Source organism: Paenibacillus elgii NBRC 100335 (assembly GCF_004000865.1).
Lineage (GTDB): Bacteria > Bacillota > Bacilli > Paenibacillales > NBRC-103111 > Paenibacillus_G > Paenibacillus_G elgii.
The window spans coordinates 125,688-141,207 of sequence record NZ_BIMB01000001.1 but is presented as its reverse complement, the minus strand read 5'-3'; the positions used below and the strand labels follow the sequence as shown (position 1 = coordinate 141,207).

The 15,520-nt window shown below is 56.5% G+C and carries 17 protein-coding genes; 8 read left to right on the top strand and 9 right to left on the bottom strand.

Translation table 11 applies throughout. From position 1 onward, the window contains the following. Positions 1-8 precede the first annotated feature (8 nt). Positions 9-1,148 (bottom strand): MGDG synthase family glycosyltransferase, encoded by a 1,140-nt coding sequence (locus tag PEL01S_RS00695; RefSeq protein WP_127458890.1) that lies wholly within the window; start codon positions 1,146-1,148, stop codon positions 9-11. Between the two features lie 235 nt (positions 1,149-1,383). After that, entirely contained in the window at positions 1,384-2,010 is a 627-nt protein-coding gene (locus PEL01S_RS00690; RefSeq protein WP_063179842.1) for an FMN-dependent NADH-azoreductase, read from the bottom strand. 193 nt (positions 2,011-2,203) lie between these two features. On the opposite strand from PEL01S_RS00690, the gene PEL01S_RS00685 reads away from it, so the two are divergent. Then, positions 2,204-2,566 carry a hypothetical protein gene (locus tag PEL01S_RS00685; RefSeq protein ID WP_063179841.1) on the top strand — a complete coding sequence of 121 codons (363 nt, stop codon included), beginning with the start codon at positions 2,204-2,206 and terminating at the stop codon, positions 2,564-2,566. Positions 2,567-2,640: 74 nt separating this feature from the next. Here the strand turns inward: PEL01S_RS00685 and PEL01S_RS00680 are convergent, their stop codons facing one another. Beyond that, positions 2,641-2,916 (bottom strand): hypothetical protein, encoded by a 276-nt coding sequence (locus PEL01S_RS00680; RefSeq protein WP_063179840.1) that lies wholly within the window; start codon positions 2,914-2,916, stop codon positions 2,641-2,643. Positions 2,917-3,078: 162 nt separating this feature from the next. On the opposite strand from PEL01S_RS00680, the gene PEL01S_RS00675 reads away from it, so the two are divergent. Continuing rightward, positions 3,079-3,744 (top strand): tetratricopeptide repeat protein, encoded by a 666-nt coding sequence (locus tag PEL01S_RS00675; RefSeq protein ID WP_127458889.1) that lies wholly within the window; start codon positions 3,079-3,081, stop codon positions 3,742-3,744. Here the strand turns inward: PEL01S_RS00675 and thiO are convergent. Then, the gene (thiO, locus tag PEL01S_RS00670; protein ID WP_127458888.1) at positions 3,739-4,887 is read right to left on the bottom strand and encodes a glycine oxidase ThiO; all 1,149 of its coding nucleotides are present in this window, start codon (positions 4,885-4,887) and stop codon (positions 3,739-3,741) included. The genes PEL01S_RS00675 and thiO overlap by 6 nt on opposite strands. Further along, complete coding sequence (locus PEL01S_RS00665) at positions 4,884-5,528, bottom strand: thiamine phosphate synthase (protein ID WP_127458887.1); 645 nt, start codon at positions 5,526-5,528, stop codon at positions 4,884-4,886. The genes thiO and PEL01S_RS00665 overlap by 4 nt, the downstream gene beginning before the upstream one ends. A gap of 198 nt (positions 5,529-5,726) precedes the next feature. On the opposite strand from PEL01S_RS00665, the gene thiD reads away from it, so the two are divergent. Both thiD and PEL01S_RS00655 read left to right on the top strand, forming a co-directional pair. Then, positions 5,727-6,536 carry a bifunctional hydroxymethylpyrimidine kinase/phosphomethylpyrimidine kinase gene (gene thiD, locus PEL01S_RS00660; RefSeq protein ID WP_127458886.1) on the top strand — a complete coding sequence of 270 codons (810 nt, stop codon included), beginning with the start codon at positions 5,727-5,729 and terminating at the stop codon, positions 6,534-6,536. A gap of 136 nt (positions 6,537-6,672) precedes the next feature. Continuing rightward, positions 6,673-7,110 carry a DUF86 domain-containing protein gene (locus tag PEL01S_RS00655; protein ID WP_127458885.1) on the top strand — a complete coding sequence of 146 codons (438 nt, stop codon included), beginning with the start codon at positions 6,673-6,675 and terminating at the stop codon, positions 7,108-7,110. Positions 7,111-7,141: 31 nt separating this feature from the next. Here PEL01S_RS00655 and PEL01S_RS00650 read toward each other — a convergent pair whose 3' ends face one another. Further along, entirely contained in the window at positions 7,142-7,762 is a 621-nt protein-coding gene (locus tag PEL01S_RS00650) for a GyrI-like domain-containing protein (protein ID WP_127458884.1), read from the bottom strand. Between the two features lie 273 nt (positions 7,763-8,035). On the opposite strand from PEL01S_RS00650, the gene PEL01S_RS00645 reads away from it, so the two are divergent. After that, positions 8,036-8,674: a helix-turn-helix transcriptional regulator gene (locus PEL01S_RS00645; protein WP_108529952.1), complete on the top strand. Its 639-nt coding sequence runs from the start codon at positions 8,036-8,038 to the stop codon at positions 8,672-8,674. 69 nt (positions 8,675-8,743) lie between these two features. Here the strand turns inward: PEL01S_RS00645 and PEL01S_RS00640 are convergent, their stop codons facing one another. From PEL01S_RS00640 to PEL01S_RS00630, 3 genes are all read right to left on the bottom strand, one after another. Continuing rightward, positions 8,744-10,153 carry a DUF2339 domain-containing protein gene (locus PEL01S_RS00640; protein WP_127458883.1) on the bottom strand — a complete coding sequence of 470 codons (1,410 nt, stop codon included), beginning with the start codon at positions 10,151-10,153 and terminating at the stop codon, positions 8,744-8,746. 122 nt (positions 10,154-10,275) lie between these two features. Further along, entirely contained in the window at positions 10,276-10,488 is a 213-nt protein-coding gene (locus PEL01S_RS00635) for a hypothetical protein (protein WP_127458882.1), read from the bottom strand. A gap of 142 nt (positions 10,489-10,630) precedes the next feature. Beyond that, positions 10,631-11,758 (bottom strand): LCP family protein, encoded by a 1,128-nt coding sequence (locus PEL01S_RS00630; RefSeq protein ID WP_127458881.1) that lies wholly within the window; start codon positions 11,756-11,758, stop codon positions 10,631-10,633. Positions 11,759-12,065: 307 nt separating this feature from the next. Between PEL01S_RS00630 and PEL01S_RS00625 the strand changes: the two genes are divergently transcribed. Genes PEL01S_RS00625 through PEL01S_RS00615 form a run of 3 tightly spaced genes read left to right on the top strand, consistent with a single transcriptional unit; the run spans position 12,066 to position 15,491 of the window. Next, positions 12,066-13,328 carry a hypothetical protein gene (locus PEL01S_RS00625; protein ID WP_127458880.1) on the top strand — a complete coding sequence of 421 codons (1,263 nt, stop codon included), beginning with the start codon at positions 12,066-12,068 and terminating at the stop codon, positions 13,326-13,328. After that, the gene (locus PEL01S_RS00620) at positions 13,321-14,028 is read left to right on the top strand and encodes a response regulator transcription factor (protein ID WP_127458879.1); all 708 of its coding nucleotides are present in this window, start codon (positions 13,321-13,323) and stop codon (positions 14,026-14,028) included. The genes PEL01S_RS00625 and PEL01S_RS00620 overlap by 8 nt, the downstream gene beginning before the upstream one ends. Then, the gene (locus PEL01S_RS00615; protein WP_063179817.1) at positions 14,025-15,491 is read left to right on the top strand and encodes a sensor histidine kinase; all 1,467 of its coding nucleotides are present in this window, start codon (positions 14,025-14,027) and stop codon (positions 15,489-15,491) included. The genes PEL01S_RS00620 and PEL01S_RS00615 overlap by 4 nt, the downstream gene beginning before the upstream one ends. Positions 15,492-15,520 lie beyond the last annotated feature (29 nt).

The window sequence follows — 15,520 nt, the reverse complement described above, 5'->3', positions numbered from 1 at the left end:
CATCTGTTCTAGCCGAAAAGTCCGGACTTGGTCCGGGAGAGACCTTCGAGCACATCCGAGACGACCGCCTCCGCCGCATCTCCGCGGGACAATTCCTCCATGGCTCCCTTCATTCGTTCCGCTTGCCCGGGGAGAGAGACGATCCGCTTCACGAGTGAAGTCAACTCCTCCGGGCGCTGCGCAATTTCAACTGCTCCTTGCTGCGCCAAGAAACGGGCATTTTCTTTCTCTTGGCCGGGGAGGGGACGGAAGATGATAACCGGCAGACGCATGGCAAGAGCTTCCGAGAGCGTAATGCCTCCGGCTTTCGTAATTAAGCACGACGAGATCGCCATAAGCTCGTGAATGTTCTCCACGTATCCGAGAATGCGGACGCGGGGATGCCCGTCAAACGACGCTTCGATCTGCTCCTTGAGCGGTTTGTTTCTGCCGCACACAAAGACGAGCTCGATTTCGTCCGACTGGAGCAGCGCATGCCCCATCCCGCTGATATGCTTCAAGACGCCGTAGGCTCCGGCCATCAGGCACACGACGGGCTTGGAAGGCTCAAGACCGTACTCCCGGCAGACGTCCTGCCGCCGGATCGGCTCGCTGAACGCGCTGCGAAGCGGGATGCCGCTCACGTCGATACGGTGCTCCGGCACGCCGGAAGCGGCGATCTGCCGCTTAAGCTGCTCCGTGGCTACGTAATATTTATCAATGTCCGGATGAATCCAGCGTTGGTGCAGGACAAAATCGGTTAATATCGTATACGTCCGGACGGCCGTGCCATTGTGGGACGTGAGCCCCGAAACGACCGGCAGCGGAAACGTATAAATAATCGCATCGGGCCGCTCGGCCTGAAGCATCTGCTTGAACTTGCGCGCACCGAAGCGGTTGAGCCATTTGGTAAACGCCGTATCGTGCTTTAAATGCTGGGTCAAATAAAAGCTCCAGCCGTATAAATCCGGCCCCAGGGTAGAGCTTTTCAGATAAACGTAACGGGTGACGGCGTTCATGAAGGGGTGGGCCTCCGCAAGCAGGTCCACAAGCTTGACACGCTCGATTCCCAAGCGGGAAAAACGCTGCTGCAGCGCCTTGGCGACCTGTAGATGTCCGTCGCCGTAGCTGGCATATAAAATCAAAATGTTGGGGTTGGCTTCAGACATAGTTTTTCACGCACCTTAGTTCTCATTCAGATTCGCGAAACAATGTGAAGTTGTGGAAGGAGGGCAAGAAGGCCCCATCATTATCATATACGAGTTTGCGAAAAGGTACAAAAAATTGAGGAAATTTTCTGATTTGTCCCATAGGACATCCTATTCGCCTGGAGCGCAACTTAGGCTCAAAGCCAAAAAAATCGGCCCCTTGAGCAGGGGCCGACGGTGTATGGCAGCGATGAAATTAGAACGTGGATGCGGCTTGTGCAGCTTGACGAAGACCAGTTTCCACGATTTCTGCGTTACGATCCGGGAATTGGTTATGGCCTTCGACAACGACCGTAGTCAGATCCGTTACGCCGATGAAGCCCATAATCGTTTTCACATAATTCAACGACATTTCAATGGACGCCATTGGTCCTTCGGAATAAACGCTGCCGCGCGCGTTCAGCAGAGCGACCTTTTTATCGGTTACGAGACCTTTTGGCCCTTGCTCCGTATATTTAAATGTTTTGCCGGCTTGGCAGAGGTAGTACAGGTAAGTTGTCAATTGAGCCGGAATCGTGAAGTTCCAGAGCGGGAACGCGAAGACGACTTTGTCCGCAGCCAGGAATTGATCCAGATAAGCGTTGGCGACATCGGCTGCCGCTTTTTCTTCCGCCGTCAGCTCCATGCCTTTACCTTGCTTGAACAAGCCGGTCATCATGACGGAATTGTAATAAGGCGGGTTGGCTGCAAACAGGTCGAGCTCGGTAATTTGGTCTTGCGGATGCGTTTCGCGGTACGATTTCAGGAATTCGTCATACAGCTTTACGCTAACCGCCTGATCGGCCGGGCGGTCGTTTGCTTTAATGAACAGTACGTTGGACATGAAAATAAAGCCTCCTTTAATTTGACGAAAAAGGGATAAGGTCAATCAAAATTAATAACTTACTTTATGTAAGTATAATAAAACATGTAACTTACTAAAGTCAAGTGTTATTTTAATTTTAAAATAAAAAGGTATAGCCGGTTTCCGGAAGTGGGAAGCTAACTGCAGCGAAGTGACGAAAGGAAGAATGGTTATGAATCCGATTGAACATGCGGTATGCCGCCGGGTGTTGGAGCGCGGCGACCAGCTATGCGCGGATGTCGAAGTTCGTGTTAAAGGGCGGGACAACCATCTGGTGGTGTTGTTCGCGGAGTCGCAGGATAACGATTACGATATGGTGATGGTGCTGGAAAAAGACACGGACCGCGATATCGATTGGTACGACAACGATTTGCATGCCGCATACGTCGATGTCACGGAGAAGCTGTTTGCGGACGAAGCGGGAGAGACGCATTGGAATCCGAGGGAAGCGTTCAAGGAGCAGGTCCTGAGCTTCGGGGACGTTCGGGAGCAGATCCGGCTGAAGCTAGGGGAAGCGCGGCTGCAGAAGGTGTAAGCCGTACGGCAGGGAAACAAAAAACAGACGTCTGCGCCTTGAGGCGGGCCGTCTGTTTCTTTTTTTTGCGCAGTTCAGCGTTTCTTGCTCGGCGGGCGCGGCGCATATTTGCGCTCGTTGCCGTCCCATCGGAAGTTCGCGACAAGGAAGCCGATAATCCCGAATACGATAATGCGGATCGTAAACCAGGATGGCGTAAGCGTTTGCTGCGTCAGCCATTCGATTGCCGTAAACAGCACCGCCAGCGAGATCCCCCACATGGCAACGCCGTAGTACATGACATATCTCGCTTTGCCCAACTGCCGCGTTTTTTGCCACTTGGCGGCTTTGTCTTCATTTGTTGTACTCATGGACTGGTTGTTCCCCCCGATTGCTTCATGGACAAACCATTCGCGAAGCAGCCGGTAAATTCCTGCCTGTTCGGGAAACGTTCACAACTGATTTTTTGCCTGACCGTTTATGGCAATTTGTGGTACAATCGGTGGGAGAACAAGCGAAAGGCAGGTCCAGGCGTGAGCAAAATTTTCATCTTTTCTTTATTATGGTGGGTCACCGGAAATCCGTTCGTGGCCTTTCTCGTGCTGCTGATCATCCTGTATATGGTTGACCGCCGGTTTGTCGGCTTGACCCCGAGCATTTTCCAGCCGCTGAAGCGGGCGCGGCGTCTGTCCCGCCTGAAGGATGAGCTGCGGCTCAGTCCGCATCATACGTCGACCAAGCTGGAAATCGCCCGAATTTATATGGAGCAAAAAAAATACGGCGCGGCGCTCGAACTGTTGGTTGAAGTGGCGAAAGTGATGGACGATTCAGCGGACGTGCTCAGCGAGCAGGGCATTTGCGAGTTGAAGCTGGGACGGACGGAGGAGGGAGAGCGTCTCTTATTGCGTGCGGTGGAGCTGAACCCGCGGGTCAAATACGGCGAGCCTTATTTGCGGCTTGGTGAAGCGTTCGCAGGAAGTGATCCGGAGAAGGCGATCCGGTATCTGGAACGGTTCGGGGAAGTCAACTCTTCATCCTGCGAAGCGTACTACCGGCTCGGTCTGCTGTACCGGGGGCTCGGGCGAAACGAAGAAGCCCGCCGGGCGTTCCGCGAAGCGGTGGAACTATACCGGGGGCTTCCCAAATACAAGCGGCGCCATGAACGGCGCTGGGCGCTTCTCGCCCGTATGAAATCATAAGACGGCGGCAGTATCTGCGGCGGCCCGGGCGGGCGTGAATGGCGCCAAGTCCGCCGAAGTCGGCCGGCCCTGCGCCAGCTCGGCGACAATCCGCGCGGTGGCCGGCGCGAGCAGAATGCCGTTGCGATAATGGCCCGTAGCGAAAATCAAGCCGGGCGCAGCGTCCCACGTGCCGAGGAACGGCAGAGCGTCCCGCGTGCCGGGCCTTAGTCCCGCCCAAGTGGAGACGAATTCGGCATCGGCCAGCCGTGGCAGCAGCGCCGCCGCTTTGGCGTGCAGCTCGCCGATAACCTTGGCGGTCGGCCGCTTGTCGAAGCCAGCTTCCGTCTGGGTGGCGCCGACAATGTAGCTGCCGTCCCGTTTCGGCACGACGTAGCAACCTTTGGTGAAGACGGTGGAGCGGATGAGCGGCGCTTCGGTTTTAAGCGAGATGCATTGGCCTTTGACCGGGAACATAGGCAGGCTCAGTCCGAGCGGCTCGGTCAACGCCGGGCTCCAAGCGCCCGCAGCTAGCACGACGAGGTCCGCGTACAGCGGGCCTTCCGACGTCTGTATGCCGCGGATTCGGCCGCTTCCGGGCTCCGTCAGCAGCCGGATGACCGGTGTCCACTCGCGGATCGTGCAGCCCTGCCTGGCTATCGCGGCTTGCAGCGTCTTGGCGAGCCATACCGGGTGCACATGATGATCGGCAGGCAAATACAGCCCGCCGCGCACGGCAGCGGTCAGCTCGGGCTCCAGCTTCAGCATCTCCGCAGGTTGTACCCACTCGGCGTCCCGAATCCACGACAAGCGGCCGCGCAGCTCGGCCTCATCTTCTTCCGTAAGGGCCGCGCGGACGATTCCCTCGGCGACATACTGCCCCGTAAGGCCGCTGACTTGCTCCAGTTCGTCCGTCCAAGCGCGGTACAACTGCTGGCTCAGTCGGCACAGCTCGTAGTAAGGGCCGGGCTGGTGCGTTTCGGATTGAGCCCCCAGCATCCCTGCGGCGGCGGTGGACGCCTCCTGATTCAGCGCCCCTTTCTCGATCAGCGTACAGGCAAAGCCGGCCTTGCTAAGCTCGTAGGCTGCGCTGCAGCCGATAATGCCGCCGCCGACGATGATAACGGTCGGTTTGGTGCCCGTATGACTTGACTCCGTACTCATGACAATCCTCTCCTTGGGGTATGCTTCGTCCGATCGAGAGCTTCCCGGAATGCGGCAATTTGTCCCGCCGGGTCCGCGTGCAGCAGCACCGAGGACAACACGGCAATGCCGGCTGCGCCGGTGGACAAGACGTCGTCCACGAGCTGTGGCTCGATGCCCCCGATGGCCAGCACGGGCACGTCCGCCGCTTCCACGGCTTCCGTTAGTCCGGCCAGGCCGCGCGGCTTCAGGCCCGGCTTCGAGCCGGTTGCGTACACATGGCCGAAGAGCGCGTAATCGGCTCCTTGCCGACCAGCTTCGGCCGCTTCTGCAGCCGAATGGACGGAGCAGCCGAGCGTCATGCCGCGCGGAGCGATGGCCCGCGCCTCGGCCGGCGACAAGCTGCCGCCGGTAAGCTGCACGCCGTCCGCCCCGGCGGACAAGGCGGCATCCAGGCGGTCGTTCAACAGGACCGCCGTGTGCTGCAGCAGTGGCTTTAGCCGCGCATACCAGCGCACCAGCTCGCTGGCGCTGCGGTGCTTCTCGCGGATGTGCAGCGCGTCCACCAGCTCAAACGGACAGCGGGACACAATGGCGGCCACCTCTTCCAGCTCCTGCCGGCCGGTCGTAATAACGTGCAGCGCATGGGTTCTCCGGGACATACGGGATCGGACCTTCCTTTTCTCCATTAAAATGTAGTTTCATCATAACGCTTTCGCTTCCGCGGCGTCAAAGCGTTTGTCCCACTTGTCATAAAATGATCACGAACCCGGGGCCGCGACCCTGCCGGGCTTCTTGACGGTCGGGAAGGAGAAGACTAAACTTATGGAAGGTATAGCGACTCGGGAGGCAGGTGCAGCATGACGATATTCAAAGCATTGACCATCGCAGGCTCGGACAGCGGAGGCGGAGCGGGGATTCAAGCGGATTTGAAAACGTTCCAAATGCTCGACGTGTACGGGATGTCCGCGATCACGGCGATCACCGCGCAGAACACGCTGGGCGTTCACGGCATTTACGATATCCCGCTGGAGGGGATCGAGAAGCAGATCGACGCCGTGTTGTCCGATCTCGGAGCGGACGCGGCCAAAACCGGCATGCTGTCGCAGCCGGAAATTATCGAGCTGGTCGCGGGATGCATCCGCAAGCACGGGCTGAAGCGGCTTGTCGTCGACCCGGTGATGGTCGCCAAGGGCGGAGCCAGCCTGCTCGCCGGCAATGCGCAGAACGCGCTGCGCGAGAAGCTGCTGCCGTTGGCCGCGCTTGTGACGCCTAATATCCCGGAGGCGGAAGTTATTACCGGCCTTTCGATTACGACGATAGAGGACATGAAGGAAGCCGCGCAGCGTATCGTCAAGGAATTCGGCGCAGGCGCGGCGATCGTCAAAGGCGGACACCGCAGTGGCGAGCCGACAGACGTGCTGTACGACGGCGAGGCGTTCCACCTGCTGACGGCCGAGCGGTATGAGACCCGTCATACGCATGGGACAGGCTGTACGTTCTCCGCGGCTATCTGCGCGGAGCTTGCCAAAGGGAAGACGCTGCTGGAGGCCGCCCATACGGCCAAGCAATTTATTACGCTTGCCATCCGGCATACGCTCGGCATCGGCGCCGGTCACGGTCCGACAAACCATTGGGCGTACGTGCGCGAGCGCGTCACGGCCGAATAGCAGACGAAGGAGCATCCTATATCATGAGTTACGAATACTTGATGCAGGCGGTTTTGCTCATCGTCCTGCTCATCGCCTTTTTCCCTGCCATCGCGCTATGGTCCAAGTGGAAAAAGAAGAAACGGAGATAAGCGATATGTACTATGTCAATCAGGAACAAATCGATGCCCGGCTGGCGTTCGTGCCGGATTTATTGAAAGCTTGCGCTGCCTTGGAGTCCGCTTGGGCGACCCCGGAAGCGGATTCGGAGCTGCTGCTGCATCTGGCGCAGGAGCGGACGCTGCATCTGGCGATTGAGACGGTGACCGACGTCGGCAGCTTGCTGATCGACGCGTTCATGATGAGGGACGCCAGCAGCTATGAGGATATCGTCGAGATCCTCGCCGGCGAAGGCGTATTCGGGGCCGACGTTGCGCTCGTGCTGACGGAGCTTGTGAAGCTGCGCCGTCCGCTGACGCAGGAGTACAACACGCTGCCGCGCAGCGGGCTGCATCCGATGATTGCGAAGCTGCCGGGGGCGCTGAGCGCTTTTGCCGCAGCCGTACCGGCATTTATCCGCAAAGAAATGCTGTAGCGGCGCTGCTGCAGATTAGGGACCGTCCGGATCAGGACAGGTCCCTTTGTTCTACCGGGAAGCGCAGAATCGTTTTCCAGCCGGAGGGCGGGGTTTTTCGGGGATCGGTCAAATAAATTTCATGATGCAAACCGTTTTGAACCAGTCTGCGTACCTCCATGTAAGCGTGCATGCGCTCCGCCGTTTCCGGTTCTGTCTCGTAAGGGCCGACGTGAAGCATCTGCACGCACAGCCCTTCGGCCATCGTCTCGTACGCCACATGAGCGATGTCGCCGGCGAGCTCTTTTTTCTTCAAGGCCGTCTTCTCCCTGGCCTTGGCTGCCAGAGCCTTGGTGACGAAGTCGGGCATGCGGATGAGCAGCTTCCAGCGCCATTCCTGCCGCGGCACTTCCAGAACGGGCTTGTCGGATTCCACCCACCACAGCCCTTCCAGCTTCGGTACCGTAAAATCGGTTCCGTGCGCTTTGCCAAGCGCTTTGGCGCCATAAGCGGCTGCGTACAGCGCCGCGGCAGCCTGGGCGAACCGCTCGCCGTTTGGGTCGCCTTGCCCGGAAATCGTCAAGTACGGCGCTTCGCCGAAGCCAACAAGCTCCGGCTCCGTGCCGGATTTGTAATAGGTTTTGTACGTTTTGGCAAGATCGAGCTTGTCCATTCGCGCACGTCCTCTCTTCGTTTCGAATAGGATATAGCTCCAGCTTAACGGGTTATCCCTGACAACCTATTGTCAGCGTAGCGGAACAGCTTCGAATTTTTCTCCGTTTTCTTCTCCGCCAGCCTTTTCCTCGGTTAGTATTTTACATACATAGTAGTATATTAATTTACTTATCGTATCATTTCGTATACAATATGCTTATTCATACGGTACAGCATAGCTTCCGCCATAATGAAACAGGCGGCCTGCATACAAGAAGGACGGTGAGACCGCATGAACCAGGAAACGGACGTATCGACGCGACGCGTCATCCTCACGATGCTCAAGACCAAAGGAGCGCTTAGCGTAGGGGACATGTCGAAGCAGCTAGGCATCACGGAAATGGCGGTGCGGCGGCACCTGAACACGCTGGAACGGGATAATTTGATCGAATCGAAGCTGGTGCGGCAGGCGATGGGACGACCTTCGCATCTGTATTCGCTGACACCCGTTGCCGACGACTTATTTCCTAAAAAGTATCAGCATCTCGCGTTGGACCTGCTGGAAGAGCTGGAAGCTTCCCTGGGGGAAAACAACGTGAACCTGCTGTTCGAGCGGCGCAAGGAGAGGCTGATCGGCCGCTATGGAGAGCGCATGAAAGACAAGCTGTTCGACGGACGCGTTCAAGAGCTGGCTGAGATTCAGAATGCCAATGGCTACATGGTCGAATTGGAGCCGACGGAGGACGGCGGTTATCTGCTGAAGGAGTACAATTGCCCGATCTCTCAGGTAGCCAATCAATATAACCACGCTTGCCAATGCGAGCTCGCGATGTTTCAGCGTCTGCTCGGTCCGGAAGCCGAAGTGGAACGGACGGAATGTCTCGCCAAAGGCGGCGGCAAATGTACGTATGCCATTCGGCCAAACCAATAAAAAACCATCTCTTCTGCCGGATCTCCGCAATGACTGCCGGATCTCCGCAAGAGATGGTTTTTTGCCGTTTCAGGAAGGGGGCGCCGCTTCGTTTTCGGGCTTGGGCCGCTTGGTTTGGGCCGTTCGAAGGTTCGTCGTATAAGTAATGCCGGCAGACAGCAGCCCGAATAGGAAGAACGCGATAATTTTGTCCATAGCCGGGCTTCCGGATAGATCGAACAGTATCGTTTTGACAACGAGGCAGATCAGCGTCAAGGAGCCCAAGGCTTGCAGCGGCTTTCGCTTCCGGTAAACGCCCCACAGCAGCAGCAATAGCGCATACAAGCCCCAAACGGCCGACAGGATAAGCTGCAGGTTAAGCCGTGGGGATAGCCCGTAATAGGCAAAGAAGCTATATGTTCCGCAGGCAAGTCCTCCGCCGACGGCCAGATGGCTGAGGAAGGCGAAGCCGTTGGATAGCATCCGGTTGTCGTCTTCCCGCAATCGTTCGAAGCGTCCTTTGGCCGACAAATAAAAACCTACGGCGGCCAGCAGCGCCCAAGCCGGCATATTCCCGTGGGCGAACGGGGAGGGATTGCCGAACGGGTTCGCCTCAGCAGCGTTCCAAGCGCCAAAAAGCCAGTAGCCGAAGACGCCAAGCCAGACGACGGCCGCTCCCGCTCGGAGCGCATCCCATCGCTTTACGGCGCTGAGTCCCAACATGGCGATAGCGGAGGGAAGCCACAGAAATACATGGGTGACCGGTTCCAAGGTCCGTTCCTTGAGAAAGTGGAGCGATGCGAGGAGGATGAGCATCATCCCGCCGAACAGCTTCATCAGGACGATCGTAGATAATTCGGGTAACCAGCGTCGGATCAGGCAGGCCAGGATGACGTACAGCATCCCCATGAACAGCATCGGGTAGGCAATCGGCACAACCCGTTCCCACAAGACGAACGCCCAGAAGCCGAAGACGGCGGCATTCGCGATACTCAGGAACAGGTCGGTGCCTTCTTCTGCCCGTTTCTTCCATATCGATACAGACAAGGCGCCAAAGTAAAAAATATAAATCAGAAGCGCATAACGGTACGCAAGGCTCCAGCCTTCGGCGGCGTCCGGCTGGAGCTTCAAATAAAATACGAAATACAACAGCCAAGTGCCTGCAAACGCGGTGAATTTTAGCTCGTTCCAATCGAGCCGGAGACTGAGGGAAAAATAGACGGCATTCAATGCCAATAAGCCGGCCCAGAGCATCCAGCCTTCATCCGGGGCGGGGCTTACAATGAGGAGCGCCGGCCATCCTCCAAGCAGCGCTACGTTCAGGAGGAGTCTCAACCGCCATCTGAAGGCGATCCAGCTGGCCCCTGCCGCAGTGGCCAGCATGCCTGTACCCGACGGAGGCCCTTGTCCTAGCGTAAGGTAGAGCCCGTATAGAAAGACTCCCAGAATCACCACGGCTCCGGGCCAAAATGACGGCAACCTGCACAGCCGTTCTTTCATGCTTAACGTTCCTCCCCCGATATCGTGTTCCGTACTTAGTTACAATAATTGTAAGGGAACGGGGGGGAGGGGATAAGTACTAATTTCATCTAGTACTGGAACGCATGTTCGAATTCCGGCGGTTACTTGTTCAACGGAATGCTTTCTGAGCCGAGCTGTTGACAGGGAGCGGCGGAAAGCTCGTTCAAATGGACGGCCGCGAGTTCGAAGGCGGGGCGTTCATCGGCGACGATCCCCGACGGCTCGGACTGCTTGTGCCGCTTCGCGGACGGTGGTTTCAGCAGAACATATATCGAAATTCCCGCTAAGCAGATGACCAGTAAATTGACTAGCATGGGATGGACCTCCCTTCGGCTGACTATCATCTATCACGCCTGTAAATTTATACTATATAGCTATGCACCGGGGATTCCGTTTTCTATAATCATAGCGCCTAATTTATAGAAAATAGATAAAAAAACAGCAGGTCTGCCGCGGTTAGCGGGACCTGCCGTTCTTGGTCATCGTATCGGTTTCCTTTTCTTTGATTTTCATGGGAGCCGGATCGATTCCGAAGCGCTTGCTGTACAAGCTGTAGGTCGAACCGGTCACGGTAGTCCCCGGGATTTCGGCCGGAAGGCCCCGCTGCGTCCGCAAAGAGGCGATCGCTGCGGTAAGCTCGTCTTCTTTTACGACAATGAAAGGGCTGTCCCACCGTCCGTCCAGATGGATGAACTCGATATGGTCGGGCTTCAGCTTTTGGAAGGAGAGCACAAACCGGCGAAGCTCGTCAGCAGGGATATCCGTTTTTACGCTTTCTCCGGCGATTTTCAGCAATCCGCTCCATTGGGTCATCCCGCTGAACGACGTCATTTTTTGCAGCAGCTTATCGAGCACTTCCTGCTGGCGCTGGTTGCGGGCGAGGTCCGAGGACTCTTCGGTGCCCCGGTTGGATTTGCGGTAACGTAAGAAATCGAGCGTTTGCTTGCCGTTTAACGTCTGAAACCCTTTTTTCAGATTGATATCCGTACCGTCTTCATCATCGACGTAGCGCATATCCATATCGACGTTCATTTCGATTCCGCCGAGCTCGTCGACGACATTGCGGAAGCCGTCGAAATTGATCGCCGCCATATAATCGATCGGCACGTTGAACATGTTGCCGTACAGCTCTTTCGTCTTCTGAATCGCGGTGTCCTTGTCTTGTATGTAATAGTACGCGTAATAGTAGTTCGCTTTTTGGCTGGAAAGGCCGAACTCCCTCGGCTTCATCTCCAGATCGCGGGGGATGGAAACGATTGTAGCGGAGCGGGTCTCCGGATTCAGCGAGACAAGCATCAGCACATCGGTGTTCAGCGTGCCGCCGCTGCCTTCGCGGCTGTCGATCCCTGTCAGCAAAAAGGTCATCGGCTTGAAGTTCTCCGTAGAACCAACCAGACCGTTCAATCCTTGCTGGGTCGTCTTTACCGGCGGGGCAACGGACATATTTTCAAGCGCCTTGTCGGCTTGATGCAGCAGATACCCGGCGTAAGCAACAGCGCCTGCGCCAAGCAGGGAAAGACCTATAATGACATTCCGCAACGTTTTGCGGGGTTTGATCGTTAGATTTTGTCGGGAAGGAACCATCATTCAACCTCCTGTCAAGGCTCTTTCGAAACACTGTCTAACATAATAACGCAAAACATGGAGCAAAAGGTTACAAAAATATTAAAAATTCGCCAATTCTTTTGTCATCGTTTTGTTACCTTCTTCTTTCGACAAACGATTACAATGGGGAGAGGTACTCTTTTTTACCCTAAAATGAGCCGAATCACACGTACCGAATCACACGTATTCCGGCCACGTCGATTGATTTTTGCAGAAGGAAAGGCTATCATGTGAAAAAAAACGAAACCCGACGTTCGGACCACCGCTTGGGGAGTGACATATGACAATGAAGAGAAAAGCGGCGGCGGCTTGGCTGGCGCTGGTTTTAGGCTGTACGGGCTGCGGCTTCATGGAGCAGCCGGGGGCATATATGCGGCTGCCGAAGCTACCGGCCGAGCAGGAGGCGCTGAAGCTGACGATCGAACGGTCGCTGCCGGAAGGCGCGGCGTTGATCCGCCCCCGCAAGGCGGAGCAGAAGGGAGCGTTCTCGCTGATCGATTTGGACGGTGACGGCAGCGAGGAAGCGGTATTCTTTTATAAGATCAAAAACAAGGAACAGCTGAATGGCGAAATATGGAGAATAAAGGACGGCTCGTGGCAGCGTCTTGACCGGTTCGAGGGCGCCGGCTTCGAGCTGGATTCGCTGACGTTCGACGATGTGGTGCAGAAGGGCCGGAAGGATGTTATCGCGGGCTATTCGACGGGAGCGGAATCGGCCAAAGGCTTGGCGGTCTATTCCTGGGAGGCCGGACGGATGGTGAAAAAGGTGGAGCTGCCCTATACGGACTATGTCATCGACGATCTGAACGGAGACGGAAAGAAAGATGTAACGGTCATTGTACACGACAGGGGAGTATCGTCCAACGCAACCCTCTACCAATATGATAACGAGCTTCGCAAGCTGGGAAGCGTCCGTTTGGATTCGACCGTGAACGATTATTATAACGTGCTCGGAGGGCGCGTGTCGGCGGACAAGCGGGGCGTCGTGCTCGATGCTTCGGTAGGCGCTCATTCCTCGTATACCGAGCTGCTTGTGTACGAGGGAGGGAAGCTCAAGCGGGCGCTTAATCCACAAACGACTTACAAAGCCTACTCGGGCAAAAGCGAAGACGCCGACGGTGACGGCATCATCGAAATATCCGGCATGTACGATCCGCCGGGCTACGAGAACGAGGCGATGGCCAACATCCCTTGGATCGAGACCTTTGCCAAATGGGATGGCGGACGGGGACTTACGACGGGGCTGGAACGTTACTATAGCGGCGAATACGGGTATACCTTTGATATTCCGCCGGAGTGGAAAGGCCGGTTTACAGTGAAGAAGTCGGAGACTTCCGTTCGTTTCGTGGATACCGGAGACGGGAAGCTGCTGGCCGAGATTCGGGTATTCCCGCAGGCGGAATGGACGGATGACAACAAGTCATGGATCGTGTTGAGCCGAACGATGGATCAAGTATATGCCATCGATGCGAACGGGGCGGCTTATCGAAGCTTTTTCCGCTTGTTATCGGAAGCAAGAGCCGGAGGGGGGAGCCTGACGAATGAGTAAAATACTTATTCTGGAAGACGAAGATTCGATTCGCAGCTTTGTCGTTGTCAATTTGAGGCGGCAGGGGTACGACATTACGGAGGCGGTTACCGGGGACGAGGCGCTGGCGCTGCTGAAGCAGGACGACAGCTTCGATATTGCGCTGCTCGACGTCATGGTGCCGGGGATCGATGGCTTCGAGGTGTGCCGTCGGGTGCGGGAGTTTAACGAGCGGATCGGCATCATCTTCTTGACTGCCAAGGTACAGGAGCAGGACAAAGTGATGGGGCTGTCGCTCGGAGCGGACGATCATATCGGCAAGCCGTTCAGTCCGGGGGAACTGATGGCGCGTATCGGGTCGCTGCTACGCCGTGTCCGCAGGCAGCCGGCTGGCGGGGAGGACAGCGGCACGCTGCGCTCCGGGCCGTTCGAAATTCATCCGGAGAAAGTCGAGCTCCGCAAGAATGGAGAACGGATCGATCTGACTCCGACCGAGTTTGCTTTGATTCAGCGTCTAATTGAAAAAGAAGGTTCCCCACTGAGCCGAAACGATCTGCTCGATGAGATCTGGGGCGTCCAATACATCGGAGATCCGAAAATCGTCGATGTCAACATCCGCAGGCTCCGTCAAAAAGTAGAGGAGGACCCGTCCGCTCCGAAATTTATCGAGACGGTATGGGGCTTCGGCTACCGCTGGCAAGGGCGGGACGCCTCGACATGAAGCTGCGGAGAAGTCTGAGGCGGCAGGTCGTCATGCGCTTTTTGGGGATCGTTCTGTTGACGCTCCTTCTGATGGAAGGCGTCTTCTTCTTTGCCGTCCGCCAGTTTTATTATAACGGCATCGCCAATGTGCTGACCAACCATGCCGTCGTCTCGGCGAACTTTTACGCCAATTTTGCGGGGGATTTGTTTTACAATAATTTGAGCCAGCATTTGAACCGCATGGTGCAGTATTTTGCATACGAAACGGCGGAGCTGGAAATTGTGGACCGTAATGGTACGGTTCTGGCGGCATCCAGCGGCTTTGCCATTCAGGAGAGCATTCGGACAAGCGATGTGAAGGAGGCTTGGGAAGGCCGGACGGGGGTATGGACCGGGAATCAAGCGGTAACCAACGAGCGCGTGATGGCCGTCTCTAATCCGCTCGTCTATCAAGGGCAGACGCTGGCGGTGATCCGGTATGTAACTTCCTTGACAGAGGTAGACCGGGTGCTGCGCACGATTTACGCCGTATCGGCCGGCGTCGGCGGTGTCGTGCTACTGCTGGTGCTGCTCGTCAGCCTTCCCTTCGCCAATTCGATCGTCCGGCCGATCAAACGGATGACGGCCGCATCTGCCGAGATGGCCAAAGGCCGCTTCGATGTACGGGTTAATGAATCGTATGACAATGAGATCGGCGAGCTGGCGGGGACGCTGAATTATATGGCCCGTGAGATCGTGCGCAGCGAAGCGCTGAAGAACGATTTTATTTCTTCGATTTCTCACGAGATTCGGACGCCGCTGAGCAGCATTAAGGGCTGGAGCGAAACGATTCTGACCGGCGGTATGGACGATAAGGAAGAGACGCGGCTCGGGCTCGGCATTATCGCGAAGGAAACCGACCGCTTGATCGGTCTCGTCGAGGAGCTGCTTGACTTCTCCAGGCTGCACCAGAAAAGCATTACCCTTGATCTCGCCCGGGTGCCGATGAACGAGCTGCTGGGGGAGGCGGTGCTGCAAATGCGTTCCAAGGCGGAGCAAAAGCGGATCGACCTTCGACTGAGCGTACCTTCCGAACCTGTGACGGTCATCGGGGATACGAATCGGCTGAAGCAGGTTTGTTTGAATTTGATCGATAACGCGATCAAATTTACCAGGCCGGACGGAAGCATTGACATTTTTCTGGAACGGGAGGACCGGGACGCCGTCGTGCGCATTGCAGATAACGGTATCGGGATATCGCGCGAGCATCTGGGGAACGTCCAAACGAAGTTTTATCAGGCGGACCCGAAAGCGGAAGGAACCGGCATCGGACTCGCCATTTGCCGGGAAATCGTTGACCTGCACCAAGGCTCGATTCGGCTCGACTCGGCAGAAGGGGAAGGAACGACGGTAACGGTCCGGTTGCCGTTGGAAGAGGCCGAAGCACAAGGGGCGGAAGCACCCGGCACGTCATTTGACAAGCCCGATTCCAATGGGGGATAATGGAAAAGATCGGGGCGAATCCGCATCCA